Source organism: Methylobacterium sp. J-048 (assembly GCF_022829515.1).
In the GTDB taxonomy this organism is placed as follows: domain Bacteria; phylum Pseudomonadota; class Alphaproteobacteria; order Rhizobiales; family Beijerinckiaceae; genus Methylobacterium.
Window position 1 is genome coordinate 17115 of sequence record NZ_JAKSYL010000288.1, and the last position, 18028, is coordinate 35142.

An 18028-nucleotide genomic window follows, 5' to 3' on the forward strand; every position below is an offset into this window, starting at 1 on the left:
ACGCGCCTTCGCGCCGCGACATGATCGATGAGCGGCTCGCCCGCTTCGGCGACTGGCTGCGGCTGAACGGCTGGATGATCCGCGCCGTGCAATGGGTGATCGTCGGTGTCTACGGCGTGCTGGTGATCGTGCCGGCGCTGCTGCCGTTGCCCGACAACACCGCGCATATCTGGACCAACCTGACGCTCGCCGCGCAATTCGCGTTCTGGGGCATCTGGTGGCCGTTCGTGCTCCTGAGCATGGTGCTGGTCGGCCGGGCTTGGTGCGGCGTGCTCTGCCCGGAGGGGGCGCTCAGCGAGTTCGCCAGCCGCTGGAGCCGCGGTTACGCGGTGCCGCGCTGGATCACCTGGCAGGGCTGGCCGTTCCTGGCGTTCGCCGGCACCACGGTCTACGGGCAGATGACCAGCGTCTACGGCTACCCGAAGCCGGTGCTGGCCGTGCTCGGCGGCTCGACGCTGGCGGCGATCATCGTCGGCCTGCTCTATGGGCGCAACAAGCGGGTCTGGTGCCGCTATCTCTGCCCGGTCAACGGCGTGTTCGCGGTACTCTCGAAGCTCGCGCCGATCAGCTTCCAGGTCGACCGCGCCGTCTGGGCGGCCTCGCCCAAGCCCGTTCAGGGCACCGAGCATTTCAACTGCGCCCCCCTGGTGCCGGTGAAGGCGATGCGCGGTTCCGGCAGCTGCCACATGTGCGGGCGCTGCAGCGGTCATCGCGGCGCGGTGCGCCTCGCCCTGCGCTCGCCCAACCACGAGATCGTCCACGTCGCCGGGAACGAGCCCAGCCTCGAGCAGACCGTGCTGATCCTGTTCGGCATGCTGGCCCTGGCCGTCGGCGCGTTCCAGTGGTCGTCGAGCCCCTGGTTCGTCGAGGCGAAGCAGATCGCTGCCACCTGGCTGATCGAGCACGGCATCACTTGGCCGCTGGAGATGTCCGCGCCCTGGTTCGTGCTGACGAACTATCCCGACCACAGCGACGTGATGACCCTGCTCGACGGCGGGTTGCTGCTGGCCTACATCGGCGCCGCGACCGTGATCCTGGGGCTGGCCCTGTCGGGGATCGTGGCGCTCGCGACCCTGGCGCTCGGCGGCTGGTCGCGCGAGCGCTTCCACCACTTCACGCAGACGCTGATCCCGGTTGCGGGCTGCGGCGTCTTCCTGGGCCTCTCGGCGCTGACCGTCACGTTCCTGCGCGGCGACGGCATCGTCATCCCGTACGTGTCGGAAATCCGCGCGGCCATGCTGATCGGCTCGGGCCTGTGGAGCGTCTGGCTCGCCTGGCGGGTCGCCGGCCTCGCGGCTGGCGGTCTTCGCCGGGCCGCAGCGACCACCTGCATCGCCTCCGCGGTGGCCCTCTCGGTCGCCAACTGGGTACTCCTGTTCTGGGTCTGGTAGCGCGGTCCGCGTTCAACTGAGGAGAACGCCATGATCGGCGCCTTCATCATCGCCTTCCGCGAAGTCATCGAGGCCGGCCTGATCATCTCGATCGTGCTGGCGGCCACGCGGGGCATCCCGGGCCGGCTGCGCTGGGTCCTGCTCGGCGTCGTCGGCGGCCTCGCCGGGGCGGGCCTCGTGGCGTTGTTCGCCGAAAAGATCTCCGACGCCTTTGAGGGCAGCGGCCAGGACATCCTGAACGCCGCCGTTCTGATCGTCGCGGTGCTGCTGCTGATCTGGCACAACACCTGGATGAGCAAGCACGGCAAGGAGCTGGCTGGCGAATTGCGGGCGGCCGGCGCAGCGGTGCGCTCGGGCGAGCGCGAGGCGGCCGCGCTCTCGATCGTCGTCGGCGCCGCGATCCTGCGCGAGGGCGCCGAGCTGGTGCTGTTCCTCTACGGCCTCGTGGCCTCCGGAACCTCGGGCGCGGACATTCAGTTCGGCGCCTTCGCGGGCATCGGGGCGGGCATCCTGCTCTCCGCGGTGACCTATTTCGGCCTGGCCGCGATCCCGAGCCGCTATGTGTTCTCGATCACCAGCGCGCTGATCATCTTCCTAGCTGCGGGGCTGGCCTCGCAGGCTGCCCAGTTCCTGGCCAATGCCGGTGTCGTGGATGTCCTCGGCCAGACCCTGTGGAACAGCTCCGGGGTGATCGCCGAGAATTCCTGGCCGGGCCGGGTGCTGCACGCCCTGGTCGGCTACACCGACCGGCCGACCGCCCTGCAGGGGCTGGTCTATGTCGCTACCATCGCCGTGATGGTCGGGCTGATGCAGTGGAGTTCCACCGACAAGCGCCGGGCGGTGCGTACCGCCTGAGTCGAGGGTTTCCAAAGGGCTGTGCCCTTTGGCGGGTCGTCAGGGCAGGGCCCTGGCATTGGCGCTCAAGCGCCGGTCGCAACCGGGCGCGCCGTGTCGGCACCCCATTCCGACCAGGAGCCGTCGTAGAGGCCGCGGGCCGGCCGGCCCATGGTCTCCAGCGCGAGCGCGATGATCGCCGCGGTCACGCCGGAGCCGCAGGTGGTCACGATCGGCCGGTCCGGGTCGATGCCGCTCTCGGCGAACAGGTTTTTCAGCTCCTCCGGGCTCTTCAGGCGGCCGTCGCTCTGAAGGGCCGCGTAGTGCAGGTTGTGCGCCCCGGGCATGTGGCCCGGCCGCACACCTGGGCGCGGCTCCGGCTCCTCGCCGCGGAAGCGGGTGGCTGAGCGGGCGTCGACCACCTGGGCCGAGCCGGTCTCCAGGGCCCGGGCGACGTCGTTGGCGTCCGCCACGGCGCCGTGATCGAGCCGGGCGGTGAAGTGACGCCGCTCGCGGGGTGCCGGGTCGCCGTCCTCGGTGGGGTAGCCCGCCGCGATCCAGGCGGGCAGGCCGCCATCCAGCACCAGAGCGTCCCGGACCCCGAAGGTCTTGAGCATCCACCAGACCCGCGGGGCGGAGAACAGACCCTGGCCGTCATAGACGACGATCTGCGTGCCGTCGCCGATGCCCAAAGCCCGCATCCGCGACGCGAACACGTCCGAGCGCGGCAGCATGTGCGGCAGGCTCGATTCGGTGTCGCTCATGGCGTCGAGGTTGAAGCGCAAGGCGCCGGGGATGTGGGCGGCCTGGAATTCGGCGGCGGCGTCCCGTCCGGCGGCCGGCAGGTACCACGAGGCGTCGAGCACCACGATGTCGGGGGCTTCGAGGCGGTCGTGCAGCCATTCGGGGGTCACGAGGGGCGGGTGGGCCATAATCCGCTATCCGGCTCTGTTCGCGAGAGCGCCCACCAAACCACAGGCCGGGGCCCGTTGCACGCCCGAGGTTTCGCAGTCGGACGGTTTCGTCAGGGGTCGGAACCGGCTGCAGCGGAGCCGCAGCCGTGCAGCCAGCTACGCACCCCGCACCGTGGTCCGATGCAGCGAATGCACGCTGGTCTTGTTTTCAATCGTTGTAACCCCAGTTACGACAACACGATGACGCTCACCGCGCCAGCCGTCGAGGCCGGCTCGGGCGGGTCGCCCCCGATGCCGCTCCGCGAGACGCAAGTCCCGGATACGCGAGACGGGGCCGCCGCCTGAAGGCAGGGCGTTCAACCCTCCCTCTCTGCCGAGGCGTCCGCGCCGACCGTGCAGCCTGCTTATTGAGCCGATCAACGCCATGAATCAACTCGTCCGCATGTCCCAGATCGGTGATGCCGAGGGCGTCCAGGAGCCGTCGGCCGACCTGCGCGTGCCCTTCGCGCAGTCGGGGGCTTTCGTGTGCAAGTACATCATCGGTGAGCCGAACGATCGCGCGGTCTGCTGCGGCGCACCGGTCTCCGATGGCAAGAGCTGGTGCGCCTTCCACCGCCGCATCGTGTTCGAGCCGACCCGCCCCGGCCGTATCCGCTGAGGGGGGCTCGGACCGGACGGACGCGCCTTACTGCGTCCGCATGATCTGGATGACCGCCGGCGTGATGATCACGACGAACAGCACCGGCAGGAAGAACAGGATCATCGGGACGGTCAGCTTGGGCGGCAGGCTGGCCGCCTTCTTCTCGGCTTCGTTCATGCGCTGGTCGCGGCTCTCCTGGCTCAGAACCCGGAGCGCCTGGCCGACCGGCGTCCCATAGCGTTCGGCCTGGATCAACGCCGTCGCGACCGACTTCACCGGCTCCAGCCCCGTCCGTATCGAGAGGTTCTCGTAAGCCTGCCGGCGGTCGGGCAGGAACGACATCTCGGCGGTCATCAGGGCCAGTTCCTCGGCCAGTACCACCGAGGAGGCGGCGATCTCGGTGCTGACCTTCCGGAAGGCGTGCTCGATCGCCATGCCCGATTCGACGCAGATCAGCGTCAGGTCGAGGGCATCCGGCCAGGCCCGCCTGATCTCGGCCTGACGCTTCTTGGCAGTGTTGAGCAGGAACAGCTCCGGCGCCTTGATGCCCCCATAGGCGGCGCCGATCACCATCCCGATCCGCATCAGGTAGGAGGCGTCGATCGCCTCCAGCACGAACAGGTAGAACACGGCCGCGATCACGGTCGCCACCGGGACGATCAGGCGGAAGAACAGGAACGTGGTCTCCGCGCCCTGGCCGCGATAACCGGCCATCATCAGCTTGCGCTTGGCCGTGTCGGTGCCGAGCCAGCGGTTCAGCTGATACCGGTCGACGATGGACTTCATGTAAGCCTTGGGCGCCACGCGCAGCGCGGCCCGGTCGTTCGGCCGGGTCCGGTCCGTCTGCCGCTCCCGCCGCCGGATCTGTTCGCGCTCGTCGCTGACGAGCTTCATCCGCTTGCCGAGCTTGTCCGTCTCGAAGAACGGCTGCGCCACCGCGAAGGCGGTCGCGGCGACCGCGACGGCGGTCAGCATCGTGCCCACGAAGCGGGGATCGAACAGCTTCTCCGCGATGGCGTCGATCATGGAACGGGACCCGGATCCGATCAGGCTCAGAAATCGAAGGCGATCATCTTCTTGATCGTGAACACGCCGATCGACATCCAGATCGCCGCCCCCACGAGGGCGATCGTGCCGATATCCGTCGTCCAAAGCAGCGAGATGTAGTCCGGGCTGGTCAGGGTGGTGATGCCCGCCACGCCGAAGGGCAGGCACGCGATGATCGAGGCCGAGGCCTTGGCCTCCATGCTCATCGCCTGGACCTTGCCGCGCATCTTGGCCCGGTCGCGCAGCACGACCGAGAGGTTGTTCAGCGCCTCCGACAGGTTGCCGCCCGATTGCTGCTGGATGTTGATCACGATCGCGAAGAAGTTGACCTCGGCGGTCGGCACCCGCTCGAACAGGCGCGAGACCGCCTCGCCCAGCGAGAGGCCCATCGCCTGGGTCTCGATCACGGTCCTGAACTCGCTGCGGACCGGCTCCTCGGCCTCGCGCGAGACCATGCGGAAGCAATCGCCCACCGGGATGCCGGTGCGGATGCCGCGCACCACCACATCGACGGCGTTGGGCAGTTCCTTGTTGAACTTCGCGATGCGCCGGAGCCGCAGGTGGCGCAGCAGCCAGGCGGGCAGGCCGAAGCCGCCCGCAAAGGCGGCGCCGGCGGCGGCCACTGGGCTGTCGGTGATGATGAACAGCAACAGGCCGAAGACGGCGGCGCAGGCTCCCGAGACCGTGTAGAAGGTCCGCTTCGTCCAGCTCAGGCCGGCTCGGGCGAGCTTCAGCTCCAGCGTCGCCTTGTTGGCGTTCTTCGCCTTCGCCTCGATCTCGCTCAGCGTCTTGGCGACCTGCTCGCGCCGGTTGACCGCGACGCCGCGCACCGCCGCCCCCGAGGCGTTGACGCCGATCGATTTCAGCCGCTGGCTCGCCCGGCGCTGGCCGCCGAGCAGCGGCAGCACCGCCACGTAGGCCACCGCCGCCACGGCGATGCCGATCAGGCCGGCGGCGATCGGCAGTTGGGATGAAGCCGGCACGCTCACGCCCCGCCGACGATTTCGGCGGCGTCGAGCGCCTCGCCGAGCCGGCGATCCAGGCCGTAATAGCGGGCCCGCTCCCAGAATTTCGGCCGGCCGACCCCGGTCGAGCGGTGGCGCCCGATCAGCTTGCCGTTCGCGTCCTCGCCGACGATGTCGTAGAGGAAGATGTCCTGCGTGGTGATCACGTCGCCCTCCATCCCGAGCACCTCGGTGATGTGGGTGATGCGCCGGGAGCCGTCGCGCAGGCGCATGGCCTGGATCACCACGTCGATCGAGCCGCAGATCATCTCGCGCAGGGTCTTGGACGGCAGCGTGAAGCCGCCCATCGAGATCATCGACTCGATGCGCGACAGGCATTCGCGCGGGCTGTTGGCGTGGAGCGTACCCATCGAGCCGTCATGGCCGGTGTTCATCGCCTGGAGCAGGTCGAACGCCTCGGGCCCGCGGACCTCGCCGACGATGATCCGCTCGGGCCGCATGCGCAGGCAGTTCTTGACCAGGTCGCGCATGGTGACCTGACCCTGGCCTTCCATGTTCGGCGGGCGCGTCTCCAGGCGGACCACGTGGGGCTGCTGGAGCTGCAATTCGGCCGCGTCCTCGCAGGTGATGACCCGCTCGTCGAGTTCGATGAAGGCGGTGAGGCAGTTCAGCAGGGTGGTCTTGCCCGAGCCGGTGCCGCCCGAGATGACGACGTTGCAGCGCGACTGGCCGATGATTTTCAGGACCTCGGCGCCTTCCGGGGAGATCGCCCCGAAGCGCACCAGCTGCTCGAGGGTGAGCTTGTCCTTCTTGAACTTACGGATCGTGAGCGCCGGCCCGTCGATCGCCAGCGGCGGCGCGATCACGTTGACGCGGGATCCGTCCGGCAGGCGCGCGTCGCAGATCGGCGAGGCATCATCGACCCGCCGCCCGACCTGGCTGACGATCCGCTGGCAGATGTTCATCAGCTGCTGGTTGTCGCGGAACCGGACATTGGTCAGCTGGATCTTGCCGTCGACCTCGATGAAGGTCCGGTTGGCACCGTTGACCATGATGTCGGCGATGTCGTCGCGGGCCAGCAGTGGCTCCAGCGGGCCGTAGCCGAGCACGTCGTTGCAGATGTCGTCGAGCAACTCCTCCTGCTCGGCGATCGACAGGACGATGTTCTTGAGCCCGATGATCTCCGTGACGATGTCGCGGATCTCCTCCCGGGCGGTCTCGGCGTCGAGGCGGGCGAGCTGCGTGAGGTCGATCGCCTCGATCAGGGCGCCGAAGATCAGGCTCTTGGTCCGGTAGTAATCCTCGGAGCGCAGGTTCTCGACCACCACCGGGGCGGCGGGCTTGGGCGGCGGCTTGGGTGCTGGGGCGGCGTCGCGCAGCACCGGCGCGGCCGGCACCGCCGCCGGCGGCTGCGGCGTGGGCGCGGTCGGGGCGGCTCCGGTCTGTCGCCTACCGAACATGGGTCAGATCCAAGGCGCCTGCATCAGGCATCGTCCCGGCGAAGGTGTTGCGCATCACGAGGCCTTGCGGCCAGCGAGCTTGGCCAGCAGCGGCTCCAGCAGGCTCGACCGGCTGCGCCGGGTCTCCGGGCGCCCGAGGGTGACTGCGGCGAGGTCGTTGAACAACTCCGCCACCTTCGAGCCGGCCTGGATCTCGGCGATCATCTGGCCATTGTTGGCGGCGGTGCCGAACAGGGTCGGCTCGAACGGGATCGTGGCGGCGATCGGCGCGTCCAGGGCCTTGGCGAACTCGGCGGCACCGATCTCCGGCCGCTTAGGCATGCCGACGCCGTTGAGCAGGATCCGGGGCGGCTGGTCGTTCGGGCGGCCGTGCTTGAGCGCCCCGAGCAGGTTCTTGGCGTTGCGCAGGCAGGCGAGGTCGGGCCCGGCGACGATCAGAATCTCGTCGGCCGCCGTCAGCACGCGCTTCGACCACGCGTTCCATTGGTGGGGGATGTCGAGGACCACGCAGGGCACGCTGGCGCGCAGGTACTCGATCAGGGAATCGAAGGCCGGCTCCGACAGGTCGATGGTCCGGTCGAGGCTCGCCGGGGCCGAGAGCAGGCTCAGGTTGTCGCTGCATTTCGACAGCAGCCGCTCGACCAGGGCCGAATCCAGGCGCTCGGGGGCGAACACCGCCTCGGCGATGCCCTGCGGCGGGTCTTGGTTGAAATTGAGCGAGGCGGTGCCGAAGGCGATGTCGAGGTCGGCGATCACCGTCTGAACGCTCTGGTTCCGGGCGATCGACCAAGCGAAGTTGTGCGCTACCGTCGAGGCGCCGATGCCGCCCTTGACCCCGTAGACCGCGATCGTGCGCCCCACCGGCTTGACGCCGGGCGCCGTGAACAGGTCGGAGATCGCCGCGATCAGGGTCAGCGGCTCGACCGGCGCCATCAGGTAGTCGGAGACGCCGCGCTGGATCAGCTGCCGGTACAGGGTGACGTCGTTGACGTGGCCGATCACCAGAACGCGGGTGCCCGCATCGCAGACCTCGGCCAGGGCATCCAGGCATTCCACGGGCTTCGAGCGGACGCCCTGCGTCTCGATGACGATGACGTTGGGCGTGGGCGCGTGCCGGTAGGCCTCGATCGCCGCGGCACCACCACCCATCCGGACTTTGATCTGCGCCTTCTGCATGCGTCGGTCGAGGGCCGCGCCCTCGATCATCGCGGCGGTCTCGCCGGTCTCGCAGAACGCCTGGATCGTGATCCGGGGCACCGGGGCGATCGTGCGCTCGGATGTCTCGGACGAATCCGCCATGACGGGACTTTCGGGTTCGTGGTCGAGTCGCGGCTTCGGTGACGGCGTGAGAGATTGCACCGTCCGTCCTAGTTGCTGACCTGGGACTTGACGGCGTTCGTCCCATCTTGCCGCCATGTGGTTGACGGATCCTTGCCGTCCCGCAACTGGCCGATGTCTCGGACGCGCTTGACCGTGTCGATCCGGCCCTCGGGCCGGCCACGCACCAGATCGATCGGGTCGGCCACCTGGGCGGCCAGGGTCGCCTGGGTGGCGCAGCCGAGATTCCAGCTCGGGCGGTTGCTGTAATCGGCGGCGAAGTTCGAGGTGCCGAGGTCCTGGGGCCACAGCCCGCACTGGTCGGCGACCTTCGCCTGCATGCGCTGGAAGCTCAGCCGGATCGGCGCGGCTAGGCCCGGCGCCGCGACCGGATAGGGCGACTGGAAGATCTCGCGGGCGCCGACGCCGTCCTCACTGCCGCGCCGGAGCAGGGTTGAGGCCGTGCGTGCGATGGAATCGGCCTGGGCCGGCGGCAGGCCCTGGGGCACCTCCATGAGGATGCCGCCGCGGCCGTAGCGGCGGTATTCCAGCATGAACGCGTCGATGTCGCCGGCCTGGCGCGGGTCGAGATGGCCGGGTCCGGTGGCGAACACGTCGAGGCTGCGCGTGCCGTCGGCCAGCACGATCGGGTGCCGCGCGCGGTAATCCGACAGGTCGATCCCGCCGGTGGTGGCGGGCTCGCCCTTGCAGGAGGCAACCAGCAGGCCGAGCGCGCAGGCGGCCAGCAGGCTGCCCGGGCGGCGCGGGGCCGTGAAGCGGGACGGGGCGGCGGAATGGCGTCGGGTCATGGGTCCGATCCTGGAAGCGGGGCGCTACTCGACGATGAAGCCGACGCGGCCGCGATAGGTACGCCCGAGCGGGGCGGCGCCGACCTTGCCGTAGAGCCGGTTGACCTGCCCGAGCAGCACCGCCTGCCCGTCGGTGGCGTCGACGAAGTTGTCGTCGGGCCGGGTCACCTGCTTGGGCTCCATCGCCCGGGCGATGTAGGGGGTGCACATGATCATCAGCTCGGTCTCCATGCGCTGGTAGTCCCGGGACCGGAACAGCGCGCCGAGGATCGGCAGGTTGATCAGGCCGGGCAGGCCGGAGATCGCCTGCTTGTTCACCTGCTGGATCAGGCCGGCGGTCATCATCACGCCGCCCGAGGGCAGCTCGACGGTGGTCTCGGAGCGGCGCACCCGCGTGCCGGGCACGGCCACCGTGTTGTTGCCGACCGTGTAGTTGAAGCTCTGCTGCGGATCGATCTCGGTCACGTCCGTGGCCACGCGGATCGAGATCCGGTTGTCGGCCAGAACCACGGGCGTGAAGGAGAGCGAGACGCCGTAGGGCTTGAAGGTGATGCCGGGCGTGCAGATGCCGCCGACCACGCAGGACGCCGAGGACGGAACCGGGAATTCACCGCCGGCCAGAAACTTCGCGGCTTCGCCAGAGATCGCGGTCAGCGTCGGCTCGGCCAGGATGCGCGATACGCCTGCCTGTTCGAAGGCCTTCAGCGTCGCCTGCAGCGAGAAGCCGGCTCCCTTTATCGAGGCCTGGAGCTGGTTGCCCGAGGGCGTGCTGCCGCCGGTGATCGGGAAGGGCAGGGTGTTGTTGAGAGCCGGCGAGGTCACGAGTCCGGTGACCGCGTCTGTCGCCGTGCTGACCGGGTTCAGCGCCGACCAGTTGCCGGTCATGTTGATCCCGAACTGCTTCAGGACGTTGCGGGACACCTCGACCACGGTGACGCGGAGCATCACCTGATCCTTGTTGCGGATCGTGAGGTTGTTGATCACCGCGCCGCGCGCGCCAGCCGAGACGCCGCCGCTCGGCGCACCCGTGGCGGCCGCGCCGCCGCCCAGGCCCACGAAGGCGTTGGCGATGTCGATCGCCTGCTGGGCGTCGGAGGACGAATTCACCGAGCCCGACAGCAGCACCGAGGCGCCCGACGAGCGCACGTCGAAGCGTCCGCCCGGGATGCTCTGGCCGAGCAATTCGCGCAGCGTCCCGAGGTTGAGGTCCCGGGCCACGGTCACGTCGAGGGCGGCGATCTGGCGGCCCTCGGCATCCATGATGAAGATCGAGGTGGCGCCATCGGCCATGCCGATCACGAACACTTTTCGGGTCGAGCGGACCACCGCGTTGGCCACGGCCGGGTTGGCGACGAACACCTCCTTGGCGTCCCGGGGCAGGTCGACGATCACCGAGCGGCCCGCCGTCAATTCGACCCGGCGGGACGAGGCGGCCTCCGCGGAGCCCACCGTCAGCACCGGCGCGGGGCCGAGAGTCGGGCGCTCCTGCGCGAAGGCGGGTCCCGCGGCCACCAGGGCGAGCAGCGCGAGGACGCGCGCGGGACGAAGGAGAATCGGCAGGTCGATCATGGGGATCACGGCGTCTGCTGCCGCGCGACGCCGAAGCGCACGACGGTCAATCCGGGTTCGGGCGTCTGCGCCATCGCGGACTCGACCGGCTCGGCCGCCCGGCCTGCATCCGCGAGGCTGCGCAGCGCGAGCGAGAGCGAGCCGACCTTCTGGGCGAGCGTCAGGGTCTCCGCCTGCGCGGGCGTGACCGCCAGCGTGGCGGTCTCGCCGGTGACGACGTTGGTGCCGTTCTTCTCCTGGATCAGCTGACCGATCGCCAGGACGCGGATATCGGTCAGGATGGTCTGGGAGAGCTGCACCTCGCTGTTGTTGGCGCGCGAGTTGGCATCGTCGCGGAAGGTGCGGATCACGTCGACCCGGTCGTTGGGCAGGATGAAGCCGCCGGCGGAGTTGGAGCCGCGGCTGTCGATGACGATGGCGACGGCGCGCATCCCGGACGGCAGGATCGCGGCCATGAACCCGCTCTCGGGCCGGACCAGCTTCTGCGCCCGGATTGGTTCGCCCGCGAGGAAGCCCGAGCGCACGGAGGCGCCGACCGTCTCGTCCAGCGCCTTCGCGTTGTCCTTGCGGCTGATGTAGCCCGCCGTCATGGCGCCGTCCGGCCAGGGCTGCCAGCGCAGGTCCGCAGCCCGCAGCACCTGTCCCATCGGCATGTCGGCGGCGGCCACCAGCACCTCGGTCATCGGCGGCGGCGGCAGCTCGGCCTTCGGGGCCGGCGGCGGCGGAGGTGGGTCGCCGCCGCTCATCAGGAACGCCGCACCACTGCCCGCCGCGAGGGCGATGCCGAGGACGACGAGACGGGCTGAATTCATCGCATCGCCACGCACCAGGAACGGCCGAATTGCCGTTCATCACCGGACCCTGCGCGGCCATTCGTGTAATTATGGTTAAGGTATTATAACCTCGGCGGTTGGATACGGTCCGGAAACGGGGCGGTCGCCGGGGGCGTCACAACACGCACGATCTCTCAATCCCCGTTCAATCGCGGCCGTGGCGCGGTCTGCGCCGGTGCAATAGTCTGATCGTGAACCCGCCTCAGAATCGGGTGCTCGGATCATCCGGGCAAAACATGCCGGGGGGTGACATGATCAGGACATTTGGCGGCGCCGTGCTGGCCACCGCCCTGGCGGGCGCGGCTTTGGGCTCCGGCCCGGCAGCAGCCCAGGGTGCCGCGGCCGGCGCCTTCTCCGGCAACGCCGTGCGCATCGGCGTGCTCAACGACCAATCCGGCCTCTACGCCCAGTTCGGCGGCCAGGGCTCCGTGGAAGCCGCCCGGATGGCGGTGGAGGATTTCGGCGGCAAGGTCGATGGCGTGCCGATCGAGATCCTCGCAGCCGACCATCAGAACAAGCCCGACATCGCCTCGGGCATCGCCCGGCAATGGTACGACCGCGACGGCGTCGACGCGATCATGGAATTGACCACCTCGTCGGTGGCCCTGGCCGTCCAGGGCCTGTCCCGTGAGAAGAAGAAGATCACGATCACCACCGGGGCGGCCTCCAGCGACCTCACCGGCAAGGCCTGCACGCCCTACGGCTATCATTGGGCCTACGATACCCGGGCGCTGGCGGTCGGCACCGGCGGCGCGCTGACCCGGGCCGGCGGCGACACCTGGTTCTTCCTCACCGCCGACTACGCCTTCGGCTCGGCGCTCGAAGCCGACACCAGCCGGGTCGTCCTCGCCAACAACGGCAAGGTGCTGGGCAGCGTCCGGCACCCGCTCTCGAACCAGGACTTCTCCTCGTTCCTGCTACAGGCGCAGGGCTCGAAGGCCAAGGTCATCGGGCTCGCCAATGCCGGGCTGGATACCTCCAACGCGATCAAGCAGGCGGCCGAGTACGGCATCGTCGAGGGCGGTCAGAAGCTCGCGGCCCTGCTGTTCACCCTCTCGGAGGTGGAGGGGCTCGGCCTCAAGGTCGCGCAGGGCCTGACGCTGACCGAGGGCTGGTACTGGGACGCCAACGACGAGACCCGGGCCTTCGGCCAGCGCTATAGGAAGCGCACCGGCCGGATGCCGAACATGATCCAGGCCGGCACCTACTCGGCGGTCCTGTCCTACCTGAAGGCCGTGAAGGCGGCGGGCACCGACGAGACCGATGCGGTCAACGCCAAGCTCAAGGCGCTGCCGGTGGACGACGTCTTCGCCCATGGCGGCACGGTGCAGCCGAACGGCCGCATGGTGCACGACATGTACCTGTTCGAGGTCAAGAAGCCGGCCGAGTCGAAGGGCGAGTGGGACCTGTACCGGCAGCTCGCGACCATCCCGGGCAAGGAAGCCTACGCATCGCCGGCCGAGAGCGGCTGCCCGCTGACGGCGAAATAGGGCGGCTGCCCGGGTGTCCCGAGCTTCGGGGCATTCGGGTCGAAGGCATTCCAATTGGCAAGGTGAAACTTCGCCACTCTGGCACGCTTACTGTGGTCGTCACCGTCATTGCGAGCGCAGCGAAGCAACCCAGTGTTGCGCGCGATCCCGGACCCTGGCGTATCCCTGGGTCGCTTCGCTGCGCTCGCGATGACGGCTAAGATCTGACGGTCGAGCGATGCGATCGGAAACCAGATTAGCCGAACACCTCATTGTGCGACCCGAGCCGGGCCAGGCGAAGCGTTGTCGAGTCGGGTTTCCGATAGATCAGCACGAGATCCGGCTTGACGTGACAGTCGCGATAGCCGGCCCAGGTGCCGCTCAGCGCGTGATCCCGAAGGCGCGCTTCCAGCGGATCGTCGCCGGCGAGGGCTCGGAGGATCGGCATCAGATCCCGATCGAGGGTGGCGGCGTGGCGTCCCTTCGCTTCGCGCTTGTAGTCCCGCTTGAATTGCGCGGAACGCTCAATCGTCCGCATTCAGGTCGGCCATCAGCGCATCGACATCGGCGAACCGCTTGCCCTTGCCGGCCTCCAGCTCGGCGATGGCCGTTTGCGTCGCCGCGTTCGGGACCTTCACGGCGAACGGCAGGCATTGCTCGTCCGCGATCCGCACCATCAACAGCCGGATCGCGTCCGAAACCGAGAGCCCCATCGCGTCCAACGCCTTCGTCGCACGCTCCTTCGTGGCGAGGTCGATGCGCGCGCGAACGACCGTATCTGCGGGCATGATGGTCGGCTCCTGGTGTGGGCCGAATGTAGCTACATCGCGCGCCGATTGCCAGCCTGTCGTACCCGCCGGATCCCGGTCGGGCTCACGCCGCCCAGACCCGCCGATACAGCGCCTGGATCTCCTCCGCACTCGGCTCGATCGGGTTGTTGGCCGGGGAGCCGGAGGCCAAGGCCTGGGTCGCCATGGTCGGGATCAGCGCCTCCCAGCGGGCCGGGTCGATCCCGTATTCCCGGGGGCCCGGCACGTCGAGGTCGTCGTTGAGCGCTTCGAGTTCCGCCACCAGGGCCGTCACCGCGGATCGGTCGTCGGCGTCGGGACCGGCGACCTTCATGGCCCGGGCGCAGGCGGCGTAGCGGTCGATGGCCGCCGGGGCCGAGAAGGCGGTGACCGCGGGCAGCAGCATCGCGTTCGAGAGCCCGTGGGCCACGTGGAAATGCGCGCCGATAGGCCGACTCATGCCATGGACCAGCGCCACCGAGGAATTCGAGAACGCGATGCCGGCCTGGGTCGCACCCAGCATCATCGCCTCGCGGGCCGCCCGGTCGCTGGGATCGGTCCAGACCCGGCGCAGGTTCGGGGCGATCAGCTGCATCGCCTGAAGCGCGAGCCCGTCCGAGAACAGGTTGGACTTGCGCGAGACATAGGCCTCGATGGCGTGGGTGAGCGCGTCGATGCCGGTATCGGCGCTGAGCCGCTTGGGCTTGGTCAGGGTCAATTCGTAATCGACGAGCGCCGCCACCGGCAGGTAGGCCAGGCCGATGCAGAGCATCTTCTCGTCGGAGGCCTCGTCGGTGACGATGGTGAAGCGGGTCGCCTCCGAGCCGGTGCCGGCGGTGGTCGGGATCGCGACGATCGGCAGGCCCGGCTCGTCCTGCTGGCGGGGCGCCTTGTAGTCGCGCATGTGGCCGCCGTGGCGGGCCAGCACGGCCACCGCCTTGGCGGTGTCCATCGGGCTGCCGCCGCCGAAGCCGACCACGCAGTCGAAATCACCGGCCTGGAGCGCGGCGAGCGCCGCCTCCACGGAGGCCACGGTCGGGTCCGGCACGGTCTCGGAAAAGATTTTTCCGCGAGCGCCCGCGCTGTTGAGCCGTTCGAGCAGCGTCTCGGTGCGGCCGCTGCTGACCAGATAGGGGTCGGTGACCACGAAGGGGCGCGACAGGCCGAGCTGGCCCAGGACCTCCGGCAGCAGCCGCGAGGCGCCGGCGCCGATGCGCATCAGCCGGGGCAGGGCGATCGAGGCGACCATTTTTTTGATCCTTGACTCAGTGCCAATGCTGGCCTGCCGGAACCATCGATCTTAAGACTTGGGGCCCCGCCGCGAAACCGCCGCCGCTTACACCGCCGGCCCGGCGAACAGCGCGCCCGCTGCCTCGACCTCGCCGGCGATGAAGCCCGCCACCGCCCGGATATGGGCCGCCTTCCGGTGGTCCTCGTGGATGTGCATGTGGAACGAGCGCGTCAGCGACACGGCCCCGGGCAGGACCGGCGCCAGCCCGGGATGGGCCGCCGCGATGAAGGCCGGCAGGATGCACAGGCCGGCACCGTTCAGGGTCGCGTGGACCTGGGCCAGCAGGTTGGTCGAGCGCAGCCGCGCGGTGACGGCGGGCTCCAGGGCGCCGAGATAGTTCAACTCGCGCGCGAACAGCATGTCCTCGATATAGCCGACGAACGGATGCGCGGTGAGGTCCGAGACGGCGGTAATCGGGGGCGCCGCGGCGAGGTAGGCTTCGGACCCGTAGACGAACAGCCGGTAATCGGTCAGCCGGCGCGCCACCACCCGGGCCTGCTGCGGGGTCGACAGGCCGATGACGATGTCGGCCTCGCGCTTCGACAGGCTGAAGATCCGGGCGGTGGCCATGATCTCGACCTCAAGCCCCGGATGGCGCTCGGTCAGCCGGTGCATCCGGGAGGCCAGGAACACGCTGCCGAACCCGTCCGGGGCGCCGATCCGCACCGTGCCGGACACGACCTGGGCGCCCGCTTCGGTGGCGGTCTTGGCCGACAGGAACGCGCTCTCCATGGTCTCGGCCACGGTCAGCAGGTGGGCGCCGTCCTCGGTCAGCGCATAGCCGAGGTTGCTGCGATGGAACAGGCGGGCGCCGAGCCCCTCTTCCAGGGCGCGGATCCGCCGCCCGACCGTGGTGTGCTCGGTGCCGGTGCGCGCGGCGGCGGCGCTCAGGGTGCCGGTGCGGGCTACCGCCAGGAAGAAGCGCAGGTCGTCCCAGTTGCGCCCCGTCCGGCTCATGCTCGCAAACCTGCTGTGCATCGATGCACGGCGGCTGTAAGCGCATCCGGCTTTATCGTTCAAGCGATCCTGTTAGGCTGCACCAAACCAAATCGAAAAACGACAACAGGGAGGCGCTCATGCGCACGATCGGGCACTTCATCGGCGGCCGTCTCGTCGGCGGCGAGAGCGGGCGATTCGCCGACGTGTTCCACCCCTCGACCGGCGAGGTCCAGGCCCAGGTCGCGCTGGCCAGCAAGGCCGAGATGCGCGCCGCAGTAGAGAACGCCGCTTCGGCCCAGCCGGCCTGGGCCGCCACCAACCCGCAGAAGCGCGCCCGGGTGATGATGCGCTTCCTCGAGCTCATCCGCGGCGAGATGGACAGCCTGGCTGAGCTGCTCGCCTCCGAGCACGGCAAGACCGTGCCGGACGCCAAGGGCGACATCCAGCGCGGCGTCGAGGTGGTGGAGTTCGCATGCGGCATCCCGCACCTGCTCAAGGGCGAGTACACCGAGGGCGCCGGGCCGGGCATCGACGTCTATTCCCTGCGCCAGCCGCTGGGCGTGGTCGCTGGCATCACGCCGTTCAATTTCCCGGCCATGATCCCGCTGTGGAAATGCGCCCCGGCCATCGCCTGCGGCAACGCCTTCATCCTGAAGCCGTCCGAGCGTGACCCGAGCGTGCCCCTGCGCATCGCCGAAATCTTTTTGGAGGCTGGGCTTCCGCCGGGCATCCTCAATGTCGTCAACGGCGACAAGGAAGCCGTGGACGCGATCCTCGACGACGAGGACATCAAGGCGGTCGGCTTCGTCGGCTCCTCGCAGATCGCCGAATACATCTACGTGCGCTCCGCCCAGACGGGCAAGCGCGCCCAGTGCTTCGGCGGCGCCAAGAACCACATGATCATCATGCCCGACGCCGATCTGGGCCAGGCGGTCGATGCGCTGATCGGCGCCGGCTACGGCTCGGCCGGCGAGCGCTGCATGGCGATCTCGGTGGCGGTGCCGGTGGGCGAGGCCACCGCCGACCGGCTGATGGAAAAGCTGATCCCGCGGGTCGAGTCGCTGAAGATCGGCCCGTCGCATGACGGCTCGGCCGATTACGGCCCGATGGTCACCGCCGAGGCGGTCCGGAAGGTCGCGGGCTACATCGACCAGGGCGTCGCCGAGGGCGCGCATCTGGCCGTCGACGGCCGGGGCTTCAAGCTCCAGGGCTACGAGAACGGCTTCTACATGGGCGGCTCGCTGTTCGACCGCGTGACCCCCGACATGACCATCTACAAGGAAGAAATCTTCGGGCCGGTTCTCTCGGTGGTGCGGGCGCAGAACTACGAGGAGGCCCTGGCGCTGCCCTCGACCCACCAGTACGGCAACGGCGTGGCGATCTTCACCCAGGACGGCGACGCGGCCCGCGACTTCACCGCCCGGGTCAATGTCGGCATGGTCGGCGTCAACGTGCCGATCCCGGTTCCGATTGCCTACCACACCTTCGGCGGCTGGAAGCGCTCCGGCTTCGGCGACCTGAACCAGCATGGGCCGGACTCGATCCGCTTCTACACCAAGACCAAGACGGTCACGCAGCGCTGGCCGAGCGGCATCAAGAGCGGGGCGGAGTTCTCCATCCCGACGATGCGGTAGCACCGCCTCCGCCCTTGCCGGCTCCGGTGCGCGCCGGATGTGCGACGCGCTCTCCTCCCCCTTGCGGGGAGGAGTTGGAGGTGGGGGTGGTGCAGAAGGCACCGCCGAGTCTCATCTGGAACCACCCC

17 protein-coding genes are annotated in these 18028 nt (G+C 69.1%); 5 read left to right on the forward strand and 12 right to left on the reverse strand.

Annotated features, from left to right (window positions below):
• Positions 1–20: 20 nt before the first annotated feature.
• Both MKL09_RS29485 and MKL09_RS29490 read left to right on the forward strand, forming a co-directional pair.
• The gene (locus MKL09_RS29485) at positions 21–1391 is read left to right on the forward strand and encodes a 4Fe-4S binding protein (protein WP_244025527.1); all 1371 of its coding nucleotides are present in this window, start codon (positions 21–23) and stop codon (positions 1389–1391) included.
• A 30-nt stretch (positions 1392–1421) separates the two neighbouring features.
• Positions 1422–2246: an FTR1 family protein gene (locus MKL09_RS29490; RefSeq protein WP_244025511.1), complete on the forward strand. Its 825-nt coding sequence runs from the start codon at positions 1422–1424 to the stop codon at positions 2244–2246.
• Positions 2247–2311: 65 nt separating this feature from the next.
• Here the strand turns inward: MKL09_RS29490 and sseA are convergent, their stop codons facing one another.
• The gene (gene sseA / locus MKL09_RS29495; RefSeq protein WP_244025512.1) at positions 2312–3157 is read right to left on the reverse strand and encodes a 3-mercaptopyruvate sulfurtransferase; all 846 of its coding nucleotides are present in this window, start codon (positions 3155–3157) and stop codon (positions 2312–2314) included.
• A 352-nt stretch (positions 3158–3509) separates the two neighbouring features.
• Between sseA and MKL09_RS29500 the strand changes: the two genes are divergently transcribed.
• Complete coding sequence (locus tag MKL09_RS29500; protein ID WP_409567011.1) at positions 3510–3797, forward strand: GcrA family cell cycle regulator; 288 nt, start codon at positions 3510–3512, stop codon at positions 3795–3797.
• Positions 3798–3824: 27 nt separating this feature from the next.
• Here MKL09_RS29500 and MKL09_RS29505 read toward each other — a convergent pair whose 3' ends face one another.
• The 7 genes from MKL09_RS29505 to cpaB form a co-directional block, all read right to left on the reverse strand.
• Positions 3825–4805, reverse strand: coding sequence for a type II secretion system F family protein (locus MKL09_RS29505; RefSeq protein ID WP_244025513.1), 981 nt, complete (start codon positions 4803–4805; stop codon positions 3825–3827).
• Positions 4806–4831: 26 nt separating this feature from the next.
• On the reverse strand, positions 4832–5809 hold the full coding sequence (locus MKL09_RS29510; RefSeq protein WP_244025514.1) for a type II secretion system F family protein: 978 nt from the start codon (positions 5807–5809) through the stop codon (positions 4832–4834).
• 2 nt (positions 5810–5811) lie between these two features.
• On the reverse strand, positions 5812–7251 hold the full coding sequence (locus MKL09_RS29515) for a CpaF family protein (protein WP_244025515.1): 1440 nt from the start codon (positions 7249–7251) through the stop codon (positions 5812–5814).
• A 54-nt stretch (positions 7252–7305) separates the two neighbouring features.
• On the reverse strand, positions 7306–8550 hold the full coding sequence (locus tag MKL09_RS29520) for a CpaE family protein (RefSeq protein ID WP_244025516.1): 1245 nt from the start codon (positions 8548–8550) through the stop codon (positions 7306–7308).
• 68 nt (positions 8551–8618) lie between these two features.
• Positions 8619–9377 carry a CpaD family pilus assembly protein gene (locus MKL09_RS29525; protein ID WP_244025517.1) on the reverse strand — a complete coding sequence of 253 codons (759 nt, stop codon included), beginning with the start codon at positions 9375–9377 and terminating at the stop codon, positions 8619–8621.
• A 24-nt stretch (positions 9378–9401) separates the two neighbouring features.
• Positions 9402–10946, reverse strand: a complete 1545-nt coding sequence (locus MKL09_RS29530) for a type II and III secretion system protein family protein (RefSeq protein ID WP_244025518.1) — start codon at positions 10944–10946, stop codon at positions 9402–9404.
• Positions 10947–10951: 5 nt separating this feature from the next.
• Entirely contained in the window at positions 10952–11758 is an 807-nt protein-coding gene (cpaB, locus tag MKL09_RS29535) for a Flp pilus assembly protein CpaB (RefSeq protein ID WP_244025519.1), read from the reverse strand.
• Between the two features lie 296 nt (positions 11759–12054).
• On the opposite strand from cpaB, the gene MKL09_RS29540 reads away from it, so the two are divergent.
• Positions 12055–13269, forward strand: coding sequence for an ABC transporter substrate-binding protein (locus MKL09_RS29540; RefSeq protein WP_409567012.1), 1215 nt, complete (start codon positions 12055–12057; stop codon positions 13267–13269).
• A 235-nt stretch (positions 13270–13504) separates the two neighbouring features.
• Here the strand turns inward: MKL09_RS29540 and MKL09_RS29545 are convergent, their stop codons facing one another.
• The 4 genes from MKL09_RS29545 to MKL09_RS29560 form a co-directional block, all read right to left on the reverse strand.
• Positions 13505–13786, reverse strand: a complete 282-nt coding sequence (locus tag MKL09_RS29545; protein ID WP_244025521.1) for a type II toxin-antitoxin system YafQ family toxin — start codon at positions 13784–13786, stop codon at positions 13505–13507.
• Positions 13773–14036: a type II toxin-antitoxin system RelB/DinJ family antitoxin gene (locus MKL09_RS29550; RefSeq protein WP_244025522.1), complete on the reverse strand. Its 264-nt coding sequence runs from the start codon at positions 14034–14036 to the stop codon at positions 13773–13775. The genes MKL09_RS29545 and MKL09_RS29550 overlap by 14 nt, the downstream gene beginning before the upstream one ends.
• Positions 14037–14121: 85 nt before the next feature.
• Entirely contained in the window at positions 14122–15285 is a 1164-nt protein-coding gene (locus tag MKL09_RS29555; RefSeq protein WP_244025523.1) for an iron-containing alcohol dehydrogenase, read from the reverse strand.
• A gap of 87 nt (positions 15286–15372) precedes the next feature.
• Positions 15373–16284 (reverse strand): LysR family transcriptional regulator, encoded by a 912-nt coding sequence (locus tag MKL09_RS29560; RefSeq protein WP_244025524.1) that lies wholly within the window; start codon positions 16282–16284, stop codon positions 15373–15375.
• A 119-nt stretch (positions 16285–16403) separates the two neighbouring features.
• Between MKL09_RS29560 and MKL09_RS29565 the strand changes: the two genes are divergently transcribed.
• Positions 16404–17900, forward strand: a complete 1497-nt coding sequence (locus tag MKL09_RS29565; protein WP_244025525.1) for a CoA-acylating methylmalonate-semialdehyde dehydrogenase — start codon at positions 16404–16406, stop codon at positions 17898–17900.
• Positions 17901–18028 lie beyond the last annotated feature (128 nt).